Here is a 15,913-nt window from a genome sequence, read left to right as displayed (position 1 = left end):
ATCGCCAGCGTTCGCGCCGCAGCTCCCTCGACGGCCACCCCGAGCCGCCGCTGCGGCACCCGCAGCAAGGAGCCACAGATGACCGACCGAAGGCTCTGGTCGTACAAGGACATCGCCGCGCACATCCGGGTCCAGCCGGACACCGTGCGCTCGTACCGCAAGCACGGTCTGCTGCCCCCGCCGGACCACGTGGAGGCGGGAAAGCCGTACTGGTACGTGGACACCGTCCGCGCCTGGGTTGCCTCCCGCCCCCGCAACCGCGGCCTCAATCAGTGACCACCGCACCGGCGCCGCCCCACACGCATGCCACCGTGCGGGGCGGCGCCCGCGTTATTCGATTGCCGCGCGCGGCCGGCGCTCCGGACAATCCCCGCATGACCCAAGAACCCCTGGCCGCCGGCTTCTCCGTCAAGCCGGTGCTGACCGGCGAGAAAACCGTCCTGCGGCCGTTCACCGCCGCGGACGCGGACACGATGGCCGAGATCATCGACGACCCGGAGGTACGCCACTTCACCGGGGACCCGTCCAACGAGCTCACCCTGGACTTCCTGCGCACCTGGTACGGCTCACGCTCCGCGCAGCCCGACCGCCTCGACCTCGCGGTGACCGACCGCGCCACGGGCCGACTCGTCGGTGAGGTCGTCCTGTACGACTGGGACCCGGACCACCGCAGCTGCACGTTCCGCACGCTCGTCGGCCCCGCGGGACGCGGCCGGGGCCTCGGCACCGAGGCGGTCCGCCTCATCGTGGGCCACGGCTTCGAGCGTCTGGGCCTGCACCGCATCGCCCTGGACCTCTTCAGCCACAACCAACGGGCCCGCCATGTCTACGAGAAGGCGGGCTTCGTCGAGGAAGGCGTGGCCCGGCAGTCGGTACTGCGCGACGGCCAGTGGTACGACTCGACACTGATGTCGGTACTGGCCCCGGAGTGGGCGGAGCACGGCGGGCGGCCCTGACCAGGAGTCAGAGGGCTCAGGCCCACGGCTCGATGATCGTCACGCCCGCGCCGGGCGTCGTGCCCATCGCTTCGAGCGCTGCGGGTGCCGCGTCCAGGGTGATCGTGGAGGTGACCAGGAGGTCCGGGCGCAGTACCCCGGCGCGGACCATCTCCAGCATCTGGGGATAGGCGTGCGCGGCCATTCCGTGGCTGCCGAGGAGTTCGAGTTCGAGGCCGATCACCCGGCTCATGGGGACGGCCGGGTCCTGCGGCAGCAGGCCGACCTGCACATGGCGGCCCCGGCGCCGCAGGCTGCCCACCGAGGCGGCGCACGTGACGGGTGAGCCGAGCGCGTCGAGCGACAGGTGCGCGCCGCCGCCGGTCAACTCCCTTACGGCCGCGGCCACATCGGGCACCTCGGAGGCGTTCAGGCAGTGGGCGGCGCCGAAGGTGCGGGCGAGGTCCAGTGCGGCGGGCGAGACGTCGACCGCGACGACCCGCGCCCCGCTCGCCGCCGCGATCATCACGGCGGACAGGCCGACGCCTCCGCACCCGTGCACGGCGACCCACTCACCGGCGGCCACCCGGCCCTGCGCGACGACGGCGCGGAACGCGGTCGCGAAGCGGCAGCCGAGCCCCGCCGCCGTCGCGAACGACAGCTCGTCCGGTACGTCCACCAGGTTCACGGCGGCGTGGTCCAGGGCGACGTACTCGGCGAAGGAGCCCCAGTGCGTGAAGCCGGGCTGGGTCTGGCGCTCGCACACCTGGTGGTCGCCGGCCGCGCAGGACGCGCAGGTGCCGCAGGCGCACACGAACGGGACGGTGACCCGGTCGCCCGGCCGCCGGTCCGGCACGTCGGCGCCCACCGCCTCGACCACTCCGGCGAGTTCGTGCCCGGGGACGTGCGGCAGCCGGATGTCGGGGTCGTGGCCCATCCAGCCGTGCCAGTCGCTGCGGCACAGGCCCGTCGCCTCGACCCGTACGACGACGCCGTGCGGCGCGGGCACCGGATCGGGCACCTCCCGGACCTCGGCTCGCTCCCCGAACTTCTCGAACACCACAGCCCGCATCGCCCTCGTGCCTCACTTCCGACCAGCCGTCACCCGACCGGACGAACGTAGCCCCCGGCCCGGTCATCACGCCTGCGCCCCCGCACCAACTCACGGTGCGACAAAACCCACATCTACGTAAACTCCGTCACAAATCTTCCCCACTCAGAGGGAATTGCCGTGACTCAAGCACAGCCGCCCGGCGCGCCCCGAGCCCGCATCCCCGGCCCCAAGCGGCCCCCGTCGTCCGTGCCGCAGATCCGGGCGGGACTGTGGAAGCACTGGCTGTGGGGCGGACTCGCCCTGTGGACCCTGACCGCCGTCGTCACGTTCGCGACCAGGAACACGACGCTGCTGCCGACGCTGATCCTGCTCGGCAGCTTCCTCGCCCCGGGCACCTTCGTGCTGTGGGCGTACGAGCGCCACGCGCGCGACCTGGGCGTGAGCCTGGTGCTCGGCTGCTTCGTCGTCGGCGGCGTCCTCGGGGTGCTCGGCGCCTCGGTCATGGAGTACTACCTGCTGCACCCCTCGCCATGGATGTCCGTCGGGGTCGGCCTGACCGAGGAGGCGGTCAAGCTCGCCGCCCTGATGTACGTGCTGCGCACACAGCCCCGGGTGCGCGGGCTGCGGGCGGGGCTCGTCCTCGGCGCGTCCGTCGGGTTCGGCTTCGCGGCCTTCGAGAGTGCGGGCCACGCGTTCGACGCGGCTGTCGGCACGCAGGGCATCGACCTGCGTGCACTCCTGGAGACGGAGGTGCTGCGCGGGCTGCTCGCACCGTTCGGGCACGGCTTGTGGACGGCGATCTCCGGCGCCGTCCTGCTGGCCTTCCGCAGGCCGAACGGGCGCTGTCGCTTCGCGGCGCCGGTGGTGCTCACGTATCTGGGCGTCTCCTTGCTGCACGCTCTGTGGGACTCCATGCACGGCATCGCGATCTGGACGGTCGCCCGGCTCACCGACACGGACCTGCCCCTCACGCTCTTCACCGAGGGCTACATCCCGCAGCCGACCGGCACCCAGAAGCACCTGTTCACGCTCTTCTCGGTGGGCGGTCTCGTGATCATCTCGCTCGCGGGGATCGCCTGGGTACGGTCACTCGCCCGTCACGGCCCCTCTTGGAGAAATACCCCCTAGGGGTATACAGTCGTGAGTGTCAGGAGGTCCCGGGGATGCCCCGGCGCCTCACTCGCACGGTACGCCGCACGCCTGCGCAGACCGGGACGCACGCGGCCTTCGACAAGGAGAACGACATGAGCGCCCAGACCGAGCTCCCCCAGATCGGCACCGAGTCGACCGGTTCCTGCTGCTCGCCCAGCGGTTCGTGCCACTCGGACGCCGCCGGGAGCGCCGAGGGAGCCGTCACCACCGTGTACCAGGTGACCGGCATGACCTGTGGCCACTGCGAGGGCGCGGTGTCGGACGAGGTCTCGGGGCTGGCGGGCGTCATGTCGGTGAAGGCCGTGGCCTCCACGGGACAGGTGACCGTAGTCTCCGCGGCGCCCCTCGACGAGGAGGAAGTCCGGGCCGCCGTCGACGAGGCGGGCTACGAGCTGGCCGGCAGGGCCTGAGACTTCAGGGAGCGCCGGGCCGCCCACCACGGCCCGGCGCCCGTGGTCGTACGCTCGGCGGTAGTCCCGTACGCCCCTGGAAAGAACCACGATGACCACGCTCACGGACGCCACGGCCGGGCCGCTCTCCGAGGTGGAGCTCGCCGTCGGCGGGATGACCTGCGCCTCCTGCTCGGCCCGTATCGAGAAGAAGCTCAACCGCCTCGACGGCGTGACGGCGACGGTCAATCTCGCGACCGAGAAGGCGAGGGTCGCGTACGCGCCCGGGGTCGAGGTCGCCGACCTGGTCGCGACGGTGCGGAAGCTCGGGTACACGGCGGAGCCGGTGGTCCGGGAGGAGCCGGTCGTCCATGAGGAGGCGGTCGTCCGTGAGGAGGCGGTCGAAGCCACTGCGGACGGTCATCCGGGCGGGGCCGGCGATGTGACCCCGGTCGAGGTCCGCACGGAAACCAGGAGCGGAACGGGCGCCGAACCCGACCCCACCGACCCGCTGCGCCGGCGCCTCGTCGTCTGCGCGCTGCTCTCCCTGCCCGTCGTCCTGCTGGCGATGGTGCCCGCCCTCCAGTTCGACAACTGGCAGTGGCTCTCCCTCACCCTCTCGGCCCCGGTCGCCGTCTGGGGCGGGCTCCCCTTCCACCACGCCGCCTGGACCAACGCACGGCACGGCGCGGCCACCATGGACACGCTCGTCTCCGTGGGGACACTCGCCGCGTTCGGCTGGTCGCTGTGGGCCCTGTTCCTCGGCGACGCCGGGATGAGCGGGATGCGGCACGGATTCACGTTCGCCGTCGACCGCACCGACACCTCCTCCACCATCTACCTCGAAGTCGCCGCGGGCGTCGTCACCCTGATCCTGCTCGGCCGCTATCTGGAGGCCCGCTCCAAACGCCGCGCCGGCACCGCCCTGCGCGCCCTGCTCGAACTCGGCGCCAAGGACGTCGCGGTACTGGACGCCTCGGGCGCGGAAGTGCGCGTACCGGTCGGGCGGCTGGGGCCTGGCGACCGGTTCGTCGTGCGGCCCGGCGAGAAGATCGCGACCGACGGCACGGTCGTCGAGGGCACCTCAGCCGTCGACGCCGCTCTGCTCACCGGCGAGTCCGTGCCCATGGACGTGACCGTCGGCGACGCCGTGACCGGCGCGACAGTGAACGCGGGCGGGCGGCTCGTCGTCGAGGCGACCCGCGTCGGCGCCGACACCCAGCTCGCCCGCATGGCGCGCCTCGTCGAGGACGCGCAGACCGGCAAGGCCGAGGTGCAGCGCCTCGCCGACCGGATCGCCGGCGTGTTCGTGCCGGTGGTGTTCGTCATCGCGCTCGGCACGTTCGCCGGGTGGCTGCTCGCCACCGGTGAGGTGACCGCCGCGTTCACCTCGGCCGTCGCCGTCCTGATCATCGCCTGCCCCTGCTCGCTCGGCCTCGCGACCCCGACCGCGCTCATGGTCGGCACCGGCCGCGGCGCCCAGCTCGGCATCCTCATCAAGGGGCCCGAGGTCCTGGAGAACACGCGCCGCGTCGACACCGTCGTACTCGACAAGACCGGCACGGTGACGACCGGCCGGATGACGCTCCAGGACGCGTACGCCGCCGAGGGCGTCGAGGAGAAAACGCTGCTGCGACTGGCCGGGGCCGTGGAGCACGCCTCCGAGCACCCCGTCGCCCGTGCCGTCGCGGAAGGCGCCGCCGACCGGGCCGGAACGCTGCCCGCCGTCAGCCGCTTCACCGCGCTCGCCGGGCTCGGCGTCCGCGGCGTGGTGGACCGGCACAACGTGCTCGTCGGCCGGGAGCGGCTCCTCGCCGAGCACGGGATCACCCTGCCGCCCGCGCTCGCCGCCGCCAAGACCGCTGCCGAGGCCGCGGGCCGTACCGCCGTCGCCGTCGGGTGGGACGGGGTGGCACGGGGTGTCATCACGGTCGCCGACGCGGTCCGCCCGACGAGCGCCCAGGCCGTCGCGGAGCTGCGCGCGCTGGGCCTCACGCCGGTGCTCCTGACCGGCGACAACCGGATCGTCGCCGAGTCCGTGGCGCGGGCCGTCGGGATCGCCGAGGACGCCGTGTACGCGGAGGTCCTGCCTCAGGAGAAGGTCGACGTGGTCCGGCGTCTGAAGGCCGAGGGGCGCACCGTCGCCATGGTCGGTGACGGCGTCAACGACGCGGCGGCGCTCGCCACCGCCGACCTGGGGCTCGCGATGGGCACCGGCACGGACGCCGCGATCGAGGCGAGCGACCTGACGCTGGTGCGCGCGGACCTGCGCGTGGCCGCCGACGCGATCCGGCTCTCCCGCCGCACCCTCGCGACGATCAAGGGCAACCTCTTCTGGGCGTTCGGCTACAACGTGGCCGCGCTGCCGCTGGCCGCCGCGGGGTTCCTGAACCCGATGATCGCGGGCGCCGCGATGGCGTTCTCGTCGGTCTTCGTGGTGACGAACAGCCTCCGGCTGCGGACGTTTTCCTGAAGGTGAGGGCCCATTTTCTGGAAGGACTTCACATCGCCCCTGCTCTGGCCCATCATCAAGGGGTCTTCACATTCGCCTCACATCACAACCGCAGCATTCTCACGTCCGAACCTCGATCTACATATGGGGTCTCTTGCGCATGATCAGGACATATGCGAGAGACGCAGATCACAGTGATCTGAACGTAACCATTTGAGGTTCTCGTGAGTCTAAGGAGGCGATGCAGGAACGTCTTGGGGGGCGTTTCTGTGTTGACCGGGGCCGTCTTGGGGGACGGACTCGACTGCGTTGGCCGGGACACGTGCCACGGAGAGCTTGAGCGGCCCTCCCGTGTACGCGTCCCGGCAGACCGCGCCATAGACGCCCGGACGGATCCCGTGGGGGGAATCCGCACCGGGACAAAGGAAAGCGCCCCGACTGCCGGCCCGTGGGGGGACTGGCAGCGGGGCGCTTTCCGCTTTCTCTTCACTTCCGCTCCCGCTCTACGCGGGGTGCGCTGCGTGGTGTGCGGTCACGCAGCGCGGGCTGTGCACACCCGGGGGCGACCCCCGGACCCCCGGCCGAGGATCAGCGAGCCTCGACGGGGACGAAGTCGCGCAGGACCTCGCCGGTGCTGTGCCGACCCGGGGAGCAACCCCCGGACCCCCGGCCGAGGATCAGCGGGCCTCGACGGGGACGAAGTCGCGCAGGACCTCGCCGGTGTAGATCTGGCGCGGGCGGCCGATGCGCGACCCCGGCTCCTTGATCATCTCGTGCCACTGGGCGATCCAGCCCGGCAGCCGGCCGAGGGCGAACAGGACCGTGAACATCTCGGTCGGGAAGCCCATGGCCCGGTAGATGAGGCCCGTGTAGAAGTCGACGTTCGGGTAGAGGTTGCGCGAGACGAAGTACTCGTCGGAGAGCGCGTGCTCCTCCAGCTTGAGCGCGATGTCCAGGAGCGCGTCGTCCTTGCCGAGGGCCGAGAGGACATCGTGCGCCGCGGCCTTGATGATCTTGGCGCGCGGGTCGAAGGACTTGTACACCCGGTGGCCGAAGCCCATCAGGCGGACGCCGTCCTCCTTGTTCTTCACCTTGCGGATGAAGGAGTCGACATCGCCGCCGTTGGCCTGGATGCCCTCGAGCATCTCCAGGACCGACTGGTTGGCGCCGCCGTGCAGCGGGCCCCACAGCGCGGAGATACCGGCGGAGATCGAGGCGAACATGTTCGCCTGCGAGGAGCCGACCAGACGCACGGTGGACGTCGAACAGTTCTGCTCGTGGTCCGCGTGCAGGATGAGCAGCTTCTCGAGCGCGGCGACGACGACCGGGTCGAGGTCGTACTCCTGCGCCGGCACCGAGAACGTCATGCGCAGGAAGTTCTCGACGTAGCCGAGGTCGTTGCGCGGGTAGACGAACGGGTGGCCGATCGACTTCTTGTACGCGTACGCCGCGATCGTCGGCAGTTTGGCGAGCAGCCGGATCGTCGACAGGTGGCGCTGCTGCTCGTCGAACGGGTTGTGGCTGTCCTGGTAGAACGTCGACAGCGCACTGACCACGGAGGACAGCATCGCCATCGGGTGGGCGTCACGCGGGAAGCCGTCGAAGAAGCGCTTGACGTCCTCGTGGAGCAGCGTGTGCCCGGTGATCTCGTTCTTGAAAGTGGAGAGCTCGTCGACGGTCGGAAGCTCGCCGTTGATCAGCAGGTAGGCCACCTCGGTGAAGGTGGAACGCTCCGCCAGCTGCTCGATCGGGTAGCCGCGGTACCGGAGGATGCCCTGCTCACCGTCGAGATAGGTGATCGCGGATTTATAGGCGGCGGTGTTGCCGTATCCGCTGTCGAGGGTCACCAGACCGGTCTGAGCCCGGAGCTTCCCGATGTCGAAGCCCTTGTCACCGACGGTGCTGTCGATCACCGGGTAGGTGTACTCGCCATCGCCGTACCGCAGTACTACAGAGTTGTCGCTCACGTCATCCCTCACCGACGTAGTGCCTCTTCTTCGAGGTGCCCTGACTGTCTCTACCATCCCCCACTTGGCCCAGCAGAGTGCACTCGGGGTCGACCATTGGGCCTATTCGCGGCACTGAGTGCCGCGAACCTGCTCATCCTGCCCCCTTCGCCCCGCTTCCGGAAAGCCCGTGTGACGTTTCCGACTTATTTGATCGATCGAAAGTTACCAAACCGAAGGATGTGCCCCCGGAGAGCCGGAAACGGAGCGCTGTGCAACGCCGTCCCGCGGAGACCGTGCGCACCGCCTGGCCGAGCGCTTTGCGTGAACCGACGAGCACCACCAGCTTCTTGGCCCGAGTGACCGCCGTATAGAGGAGATTCCTCTGCAGCATCATCCAGGCGCCGGTCGTGACGGGGATCACGACGCACGGGTACTCACTTCCCTGGGAGCGGTGGATCGTCACCGCATACGCGTGAGCCAGCTCGTCCAGCTCATCGAATTCGTATACGACTTCCTCGTCCTCGTCGGTGAGTACGGTCAGCCGCTGCTCGTCCGCGTCGAGGGAGGTGACGACGCCGACGGTGCCGTTGAAGACGCCGTTCGCCCCCTTCTCGTAGTTGTTTCTGATCTGGGTGACTTTGTCGCCCACGCGGAAGACCCGGCCGCCGAAGCGCTTCTCGGGGAGGTCGGGGCGGGCGGGCGTGACGGCTTGCTGGAGCAGGCCGTTGAGGGTGCCGGCACCGGCCGGCCCGCGGTGCATCGGGGCGAGGACCTGGACGTCGCGCCGCGGGTCGAGGCCGAACTTGGCGGGGATGCGGCGGGCGGCGACATCGACGGTGAGCCGGCCCGCCTCCTCCGTGTCCTCCTCCGCGAACAGGAAGAAGTCCTTGAGGCCCTGGGTGAGCGGGTGCTGACCCGCGTTGATGCGGTGCGCGTTCGTGACGACGCCGGACTCCTGGGCCTGGCGGAAGATGCGGGTGAGGCGGACCGCGGGGACCGGGCTGCCGTCACCGAGCAGGTCGCGCAGCACTTCGCCCGCGCCGACGCTCGGCAGCTGGTCGACGTCGCCCACGAAGAGCAGATGGGCGCCCGGCGGCACGGCCTTGACCAGCTTGTTGGCCAGCAGGAGGTCCAGCATCGACGCCTCGTCGACCACGACGAGGTCGGCGTCGAGCGGCCGGTCCCTGTCGTAGGCCGCGTCACCGCCGGGCTTGAGTTCGAGCAAGCGGTGGACCGTGGACGCCTCCGCGCCGGTCAGCTCGGCCAGGCGCTTGGCGGCGCGGCCCGTGGGGGCGGCGAGGACGACCTTCGCCCGCTTGGCGCGGGCCAGTTCGACGATCGAGCGGACCGTGAACGACTTGCCGCAGCCGGGCCCTCCGGTGAGGACGGCGACCTTCTGCGTCAGGGCGAGCTTCACCGCCTCCTCCTGCTCGGGCGCGAGCTCGGCCCCCGTACGCCCCGCGAGCCAGGTCAGGGCCTTGTCCCACGCGACGTCCCGGAACGCCGGCATCCGGTCCTCGTCGGTGCGCAGGAGGCGCAACAACTGGGCGGACAGGGAGAGTTCGGCGCGGTGGAAGGGGACGAGATAGACCGCGGTCACCAGCTCCTCCCCGCCTTCCGGGCCCGGCACCCGCTCCCGCACGACGCCCTCCTCCTCGCCCGCCAGCTCGCCCAGGCAGTCGATGACCAGGCCCGTGTCGACCTGGAGGAGCTTGACCGCGTCGGAGATCAGCTGCTCCTCCGGCAGGAAGCAGTGGCCCTGGTCGGTGGACTGCGAAAGGGCGTACTGCAGGCCCGCCTTGACGCGTTCCGGGCTGTCGTGCGGGATGCCGACGGACTGCGCGATGCGGTCGGCGGTGAGGAAGCCGATGCCCCAGACGTCGGAGGCGAGCCGGTAGGGCTGGTTCTTGACGACGGAGATCGACGCGTCGCCGTACTTCTTGTAGATGCGCACCGCGATCGACGTGGACACCTCCACGCTCTGGAGGAAGACCATCACTTCCTTGATGGCCTTCTGCTCCTCCCAGGCGTCGGCGATCTTCTTCGTGCGCTTGGGGCCGAGGCCCGGCACCTCGATCAGGCGCGCCGGCGCCTGCTCGATGATGTCGAGGGTGTCCAGGCCGAAGTGACGGGTGATCCGGTCTGCGAAGACCGGGCCGATGCCCTTGACCAGGCCGGAGCCGAGGTAACGGCGGATGCCCTGGATGGTGGCGGGCAGGACCGTCGTGTAGTTCTCCACGGTGAACTGCTTGCCGTACTGCGGGTGGGAGCCCCAGCGGCCCTCCATGCGCAGCGACTCGCCGGCCTGCGCGCCGAGCAGCGCGCCGACGACGGTGAGCAGATCGCCGCCACCGCGGCCGGTGTCCACGCGGGCGACCGTGTACCCGCTCTCCTCGTTGGCGTATGTGATCCGCTCGAGGACTCCCTCGAGCACCGCCATCCCCGCGTTCGGCATGAGGCGACCGTACCGGTGGGGTCGGACACCCGGGGAGCGGTGCCCCGATTACGGACTACAGGCCGCCCATGGGTTCGATGTCCACCTTGACGGGCGTGCCCCAGACCCGCACCACCTCGTAGTCCGTGAAGGCGTGGACCAGGCGGTACGCCGAGGCCGCGCGGGGCTCCCTGCGCTGGGCCGCGAGATAGTGCTCGGCCTCCCTGCGGTCGTGCCGCGGGGTGCCGCACAGCTGCCACACCTGGCCGTTCCACTTCTCGGGGAGCCAGCGCTGCTGGGGCTGCGGGCGGTCCTCCCGGATGCCGTACCGCGACATCGACGGGGCGTCCGCGGCCTCGCCCTGCCGGGGTCTGGCGGGGTACGCGCCGTTGATCTCGGAGCGGCGGGCGACGCGGCGGCGGGTCTCGCACAGGAGGCACAGGTCCTGCGCGTTCTCGTCGACCGGGCCCGTCGGGTGCTCCGGGCAGCGGGTGGTGGGGGCGTCGCCCGTGACGGAGTCCTCGACGAGGTCCAGCGCGCGCTTCACGTCCGCGCGCATCTCGTGCAGCTTGCTGTCGGGCGTGTCGGTGCTGAGGCCCTCGCCGTGCTCGCCGAGGAGGCGCAGGGCCCGGCCGAGCGCGGTGAGCTGTGCGTGGTTCACGGGCGTGTGCCCCTTCCGTGCGGGTTGCGTGACCGGCTTCCGCCAGCGTCTCACGCGCCACTGACACGCCCGTCCGGCAGCGGCCGCGACGGCGGCGCACATCACGATCCGGTCTCGACAAGCGGAACGGGGGTTGCCAAGAGCCCGTGTAATCGATTCCAATCCTCCGTGTAATCGATTCCATGACGGTGTCGGACCAAGTCTCGGACCAGATGTCGGCCCCGTTGCGCACCAGGGTCCGGAACCCGTTCCGGTCCCTGCAGCCACAAGGAGGTGGTCCCGCGATGGCGAGCATCAAGGACGTCGCCGCGGCGGCGGGTGTCTCCGTCGCCACGGTCTCGCGGGTGCTGAACAGCCACCCGTCCGTGAGTCCGGACGCCCGCGCACGCGTGCTCGGCGCCGTCGAGTCGCTCGGCTACCGCCCGAACGCCGTGGCCCGCTCCCTGCGCACCGCCCAGACCCGCACGCTCGGCCTGGTCATCAGTGACGTACTCAACCCGTACTTCACCGAGCTGGCCCGCTCCGTGGAGGAGGAGGCCCGCGCGCTGGGCTACAGCGTCATCATCGGGAACGCGGACGAGCAGCCCGACATCCAGGACCACCACGTACGCACGCTCCTCGACCGGCGCATCGACGGCCTCCTCGTCTCCCCCACCGACGGCGGCTCGCCGCTGATGCTGGAGGCCGCTCGGGCCGGTACGCCGATGGTCTTCGTCGACCGCTGGATCCCGGGCGTGGACGTGCCCGTGGTCCGGTCCGACGGGCGCGCCGCCGTGCGCGACCTCGTGGCCCATCTGCACGCCCTCGGCCACCGCCGCCTCGCCATCATCGCGGGGCCCGCCGCCACCACGACGGGCAGCGAGCGCGTCGAGGCGTTCCGCGAGGCGCTCGCAGCGTTCGGGATCGCACTGCCGGACGCCTACATCGGGCAGGGCGACTTCCAGGCGGACAGCGGCCGGCGCGCGACGGAGCGCTTCCTCGCCCTGTCCGAGCCGCCCGAGGTCGTGTTCGCCGCCGACAACCTGATGGCGCTCGGCGCGCTCGACGCGATCAGGGCCGCCGGGCTGCGCGTGCCGCACGACATCGGGCTCGCGGCCTTCGACGACATCCCCTGGTTCGTGCACACCGACCCGCCCGTGACGGCGATCGCCCAGCCGACCAAGGACCTCGGCCGGGCCGCCGTACGGGCCCTGATCGACCGCATCGAGGGCAGGCCCCCGCAGTCGGTGACGCTGCCGGCGCGTCTGGTCGTCCGCCGGTCCTGCGGCGAGGCGGGGACCTCTGAGGCCCGGACCCCGGCCCCCACGGCTCCCACAGACACCCCCACCGCCACGACCTCAACGAGGAGGAACCCGTGAGCAACCCGGAAGAGCGGCCCGGCCAGGAGCCGGCCGAGCCGGCCGACGAGCTGCTGCGCATCGAGGGGATACGCAAGACGTTTCCCGGCGTCGTCGCGCTCGACAGCGTCGACTTCGATCTGCGCCGCGGCGAGGTGCACGTACTGCTCGGCGAGAACGGCGCGGGCAAGAGCACCCTCATCAAGATGCTCTCCGGCGCCTACCGGCCCGACGCGGGCCGGATCGTCGTCGACGGCCAGGAGGCCCGTATCCACGGGGCGCAGGACGCCGAGCGGCTCGGGATCGCCACCATCTACCAGGAGTTCAACCTCGTCCCCGATCTGACGGTCGCCGAGAACATCTTCCTGGGCCGCCAGCCGCGCCGCCTCGGGATGATCGACCGCAAGAAGATGGAGGCCGACGCCGAGAAGCTGCTCCGGCGCGTCGGCCTGACGGTGTCGCCCCGCGCCCGGGTGCGCGAACTGGGCATCGCCCGGCTCCAGATGGTCGAGATCGCGAAGGCTCTGAGCCTGGACGCCCGCGTCCTGATCATGGACGAGCCGACGGCCGTGCTCACCTCGGAGGAGGTGGACAAGCTCTTCGGGATCGTGCGCGCGCTGCGCGAGGACGGCGTCGGCGTCGTCTTCATCACCCACCACCTGGAGGAGATCGCCGCGCTCGGCGACCGCGTCACGGTCATCCGCGACGGCAGGAGCGTCGGCCAGGTCCCCGCGTCCACCCCCGAGGCCGAGCTCGTACGGCTCATGGTGGGCCGCAGCATCGAGCAGCAGTACCCGCGCGAGCGGCCCCGACTCGACGCCACGGACGCCCCGTTGCTGCGGGTCGAGGGACTGACCCGCGACGGGGTCTTCCACGACGTGCACTTCGAGGTGCGGGCCGGCGAGGTCGTCGGCATCGCGGGCCTCGTGGGCGCGGGCCGTACCGAGGTCGTCCGTGCCGTGTTCGGCGCCGACCCGTACGACAAGGGCACGGTCGAGGTCGCGGGCGCGCGGCTGCCGCGGCACGACGTGAACGCGGCGATGGCCGCCGGCGTCGGGCTCGTGCCCGAGGACCGCAAGGGGCAGGGCCTCCTCCTGGACGCCTCCGTCGAGGAGAACCTGGGCCTGGTCACCCTGCGTTCGGCGACCCGCGCGGGCCTCGTGGACCGCAAGTCGCAGCGCGTCGCGGCCGCCCGCATGGCCGAGCAGCTCGGCGTGCGCATGGCCGGGCTCGGCCAGCATGTGCGGACCCTGTCCGGCGGCAACCAGCAGAAGGTCGTCATCGGCAAGTGGCTGCTCGCCGACATCAAGGTCCTCATCCTCGACGAGCCGACGCGCGGCATCGACGTCGGCGCGAAGGTCGAGATCTACCAGCTCGTCAACGAACTCACCGCGGCCGGGCACGCCGTCCTGATGATCTCCAGCGATCTGCCGGAGGTCCTCGGGATGAGCGACCGGGTCCTCGTCATGGCGCAGGGCCGGATCGCGGGCGAACTCGCTGCCGGCGAGGCGACCCAGGACTCCGTGATGGCGCTCGCCGTCAGCACCGCCGCCTCCCCGGCAACCACCCCCGAACACAATGAAGTGGAGGGCTCCCGTGGCCACTGACACGCTCAAGAGCAGCACGGCCGGCGCGGGTGGCCTGCGCCGCGTCCTGCTCGACAACGGCGCGCTGAGCGCCCTGGTCGTCCTGGTCATCGCGATGTCGCTGCTGTCCGGTGACTTCCTGACCACGCAGAACCTGCTCAACGTCGGCGTGCAGGCCGCCGTGACCGCGATCCTCGCGTTCGGCGTCACCTTCGTCATCGTCTCGGCGGGCATCGACCTGTCGGTCGGCTCCGTGGCGGCGCTGTCGGCGACGGTCCTCGCGTGGGCCGCGACCAGTGAGGGCGTCCCGGTGTGGATCGCCGTGATCCTCGCCGTCGTCACCGGCATCGCCTGCGGATTCGTCAACGGCGCGCTGATCTCGTACGGCAAGCTCCCGCCGTTCATCGCGACGCTCGCGATGCTGTCGGTGGGGCGTGGTCTGTCGCTCGTCATCTCGCAGGGCAGCCCGATCCCGTTCCCGTCGTCCGTCTCGCGGGTCGGGGACACCCTGGGCGGCTGGCTGCCGGTGCCGGTGCTCGTGATGATCGTCATGGGGCTGATCACGGCGCTGATCCTTGGCCGTACGTTCATCGGCCGGTCCATGTTCGCGATCGGCGGCAACGAGGAAGCGGCGCGCCTGTCGGGTCTGCGCGTCAAGCGGCAGAAGGTCGTCATCTACGCCCTGTCGGGCCTGTTCGCCGCGGTCGCGGGCATCGTCCTCGCCTCGCGTCTGACCTCCGCGCAGCCGCAGGCCGCGCAGGGTTACGAGCTGGACGCCATCGCCGCGGTCGTCATCGGCGGCGCCTCGCTGTCCGGCGGCGTCGGCAAGGCGTCGGGCACGTTCATCGGCGCGCTGATCCTCGCCGTGCTCAGGAACGGCCTCAACCTCCTTTCCGTGTCCGCGTTCTGGCAGCAGGTCGTCATCGGCGTCGTCATCGCGCTCGCCGTGCTCCTCGACACCGTGCGCCGCAAGGCGGGCGCGACCCCGACGGCCACCGGCGCCGCGTCCGGGCCCGGCGGCTCCAAGCGCAAACAGGCCGCCCAGTACACCATCGCGGCCGTCGTCGCCGCGGCGGTCATCGGCGGCATCTCCCTCTGGAACAACGGCTCTTCAGGTACGTCGACCAAGCTCGGCCTGTCCGTCTCGACGCTGAACAACCCCTTCTTCGTACAGATGAAGGCGGGCGCGCAGGCCGAGGCGAAGAAGGAGGGCGTCAAGCTCACGGTCACCGACGCCCAGAACGACGCGTCCCAGCAGGCCAACCAGCTCCAGAACTTCACCAGTGAGGGCATGAGCTCGGTCATCGTGAACCCTGTCGACTCCGACGCCGTCGGTCCCGCCGTGCGCGGCGCCAACAAGGCCGACATCCCCGTCGTCGCCGCCGACCGTGGCGTCAACAAGGCGAAGACGGCCACGCTTGTCGCCTCCGACAACGTCGCGGGCGGCCGCCAGGCGGCGAAGACCCTCGCCGACAAGCTCGGCGGCAGCGGGAAGATCGTGATCCTCCAGGGCACGGCCGGCACCTCCGCCAGCCGGGAGCGCGGCCAGGGCTTCGCCGAGGGCATCAAGGCGTACCCCGGCATCAAGGTCGTCGCCAAGCAGCCCGCGGACTTCGACCGCACCAAGGGCCTCGACGTCATGACGAACATGCTCCAGGCCAACGCGGGCGTCGACGGCGTCTTCGCCGAGAACGACGAGATGGCCCTCGGCGCGATCAAGGCGCTCGGCTCCAAGGCCGGCAAGTCCGTCGCCGTCGTCGGCTTCGACGGCACGCCGGACGGCCTCAAGGCCGTCGAGGCGGGCACGCTGTACGCGTCCGTCGCGCAGCAGCCGAAGGAGCTCGGCCGGATCGCCGTGCAGAACGCGGTCAGGGCGGCGAAGGACAAGAAGGTCGCACAGATGGTCAAGGTGCCGGTGAAGGTCGTCACCTCGAAGAACGTCGCGAGCTTCAAGTGACCGTCGC

12 protein-coding genes are annotated in these 15,913 nt (G+C 71.0%); 8 read left to right on the top strand and 4 right to left on the bottom strand.

Translation table 11 applies throughout. From position 1 onward, the window contains the following. Positions 1-78: 78 nt before the first annotated feature. Together OG698_RS29490 and OG698_RS29485 are read left to right on the top strand one after the other, a co-directional pair. On the top strand, positions 79-276 hold the full coding sequence (locus OG698_RS29490) for an AlpA family transcriptional regulator (RefSeq protein WP_100594124.1): 198 nt from the start codon (positions 79-81) through the stop codon (positions 274-276). Between the two features lie 98 nt (positions 277-374). Continuing rightward, positions 375-956 carry a GNAT family N-acetyltransferase gene (locus OG698_RS29485; protein ID WP_406106586.1) on the top strand — a complete coding sequence of 194 codons (582 nt, stop codon included), beginning with the start codon at positions 375-377 and terminating at the stop codon, positions 954-956. Between the two features lie 16 nt (positions 957-972). Here the strand turns inward: OG698_RS29485 and OG698_RS29480 are convergent, their stop codons facing one another. Further along, the gene (locus tag OG698_RS29480) at positions 973-2,007 is read right to left on the bottom strand and encodes a zinc-dependent alcohol dehydrogenase family protein (protein WP_406106584.1); all 1,035 of its coding nucleotides are present in this window, start codon (positions 2,005-2,007) and stop codon (positions 973-975) included. 159 nt (positions 2,008-2,166) lie between these two features. On the opposite strand from OG698_RS29480, the gene OG698_RS29475 reads away from it, so the two are divergent. From OG698_RS29475 to OG698_RS29465, 3 genes are all read left to right on the top strand, one after another. Continuing rightward, positions 2,167-3,117, top strand: a complete 951-nt coding sequence (locus OG698_RS29475) for a PrsW family intramembrane metalloprotease (protein WP_406106582.1) — start codon at positions 2,167-2,169, stop codon at positions 3,115-3,117. Between the two features lie 116 nt (positions 3,118-3,233). After that, positions 3,234-3,551 carry a heavy-metal-associated domain-containing protein gene (locus OG698_RS29470; RefSeq protein WP_399973821.1) on the top strand — a complete coding sequence of 106 codons (318 nt, stop codon included), beginning with the start codon at positions 3,234-3,236 and terminating at the stop codon, positions 3,549-3,551. 91 nt (positions 3,552-3,642) lie between these two features. Next, positions 3,643-6,003: a heavy metal translocating P-type ATPase gene (locus OG698_RS29465; protein WP_406106580.1), complete on the top strand. Its 2,361-nt coding sequence runs from the start codon at positions 3,643-3,645 to the stop codon at positions 6,001-6,003. Between the two features lie 656 nt (positions 6,004-6,659). Here OG698_RS29465 and OG698_RS29460 read toward each other — a convergent pair. The 3 genes from OG698_RS29460 to OG698_RS29450 form a co-directional block, all read right to left on the bottom strand. Next, positions 6,660-7,949 (bottom strand): citrate synthase, encoded by a 1,290-nt coding sequence (locus OG698_RS29460; RefSeq protein ID WP_326712911.1) that lies wholly within the window; start codon positions 7,947-7,949, stop codon positions 6,660-6,662. 133 nt (positions 7,950-8,082) lie between these two features. Beyond that, a complete protein-coding gene (locus tag OG698_RS29455) occupies positions 8,083-10,386 on the bottom strand; it encodes an ATP-dependent RecD-like DNA helicase (protein ID WP_406106578.1) in 2,304 nt (767 codons plus the stop codon). Positions 10,387-10,441: 55 nt separating this feature from the next. After that, a complete protein-coding gene (locus OG698_RS29450; RefSeq protein WP_406106576.1) occupies positions 10,442-11,026 on the bottom strand; it encodes a hypothetical protein in 585 nt (194 codons plus the stop codon). A 284-nt stretch (positions 11,027-11,310) separates the two neighbouring features. Between OG698_RS29450 and OG698_RS29445 the strand changes: the two genes are divergently transcribed. The 3 genes from OG698_RS29445 to OG698_RS29435 are packed head-to-tail and all read left to right on the top strand — an operon-like array spanning position 11,311 to position 15,906. Continuing rightward, a complete protein-coding gene (locus tag OG698_RS29445; RefSeq protein WP_406106575.1) occupies positions 11,311-12,384 on the top strand; it encodes a LacI family DNA-binding transcriptional regulator in 1,074 nt (357 codons plus the stop codon). Continuing rightward, on the top strand, positions 12,381-13,970 hold the full coding sequence (locus OG698_RS29440) for a sugar ABC transporter ATP-binding protein (RefSeq protein ID WP_406106574.1): 1,590 nt from the start codon (positions 12,381-12,383) through the stop codon (positions 13,968-13,970). Before OG698_RS29445 ends, OG698_RS29440 begins: the two co-directional genes overlap by 4 nt. Further along, complete coding sequence (locus OG698_RS29435; RefSeq protein ID WP_406106573.1) at positions 13,960-15,906, top strand: substrate-binding domain-containing protein; 1,947 nt, start codon at positions 13,960-13,962, stop codon at positions 15,904-15,906. Before OG698_RS29440 ends, OG698_RS29435 begins: the two co-directional genes overlap by 11 nt. The last annotated feature ends 7 nt before the right edge of the window (positions 15,907-15,913 follow it).

Source organism: Streptomyces sp. NBC_01003 (assembly GCF_045162695.1).
Taxonomy (GTDB): Bacteria; Actinomycetota; Actinomycetes; order Streptomycetales; family Streptomycetaceae; genus Streptomyces.
Note: the sequence above shows the minus strand (reverse complement) of the source record. Positions and strands in the feature narration are given on the sequence as shown.

Coding starts and splice junctions, on each gene's coding strand:
- OG698_RS29485 (WP_406106586.1), top strand. CDS start 375: ATGACCCAAGAACCCCTGGCCGCCGGCTTCTCCGTCAAGCCGGTGCTG.
- OG698_RS29445 (WP_406106575.1), top strand. CDS start 11,311: ATGGCGAGCATCAAGGACGTCGCCGCGGCGGCGGGTGTCTCCGTCGCC.
- OG698_RS29480 (WP_406106584.1), bottom strand. CDS start 2,007: ATGCGGGCTGTGGTGTTCGAGAAGTTCGGGGAGCGAGCCGAGGTCCGG.
- OG698_RS29465 (WP_406106580.1), top strand. CDS start 3,643: ATGACCACGCTCACGGACGCCACGGCCGGGCCGCTCTCCGAGGTGGAG.
- OG698_RS29455 (WP_406106578.1), bottom strand. CDS start 10,386: ATGCCGAACGCGGGGATGGCGGTGCTCGAGGGAGTCCTCGAGCGGATC.
- OG698_RS29490 (WP_100594124.1), top strand. CDS start 79: ATGACCGACCGAAGGCTCTGGTCGTACAAGGACATCGCCGCGCACATC.
- OG698_RS29470 (WP_399973821.1), top strand. CDS start 3,234: ATGAGCGCCCAGACCGAGCTCCCCCAGATCGGCACCGAGTCGACCGGT.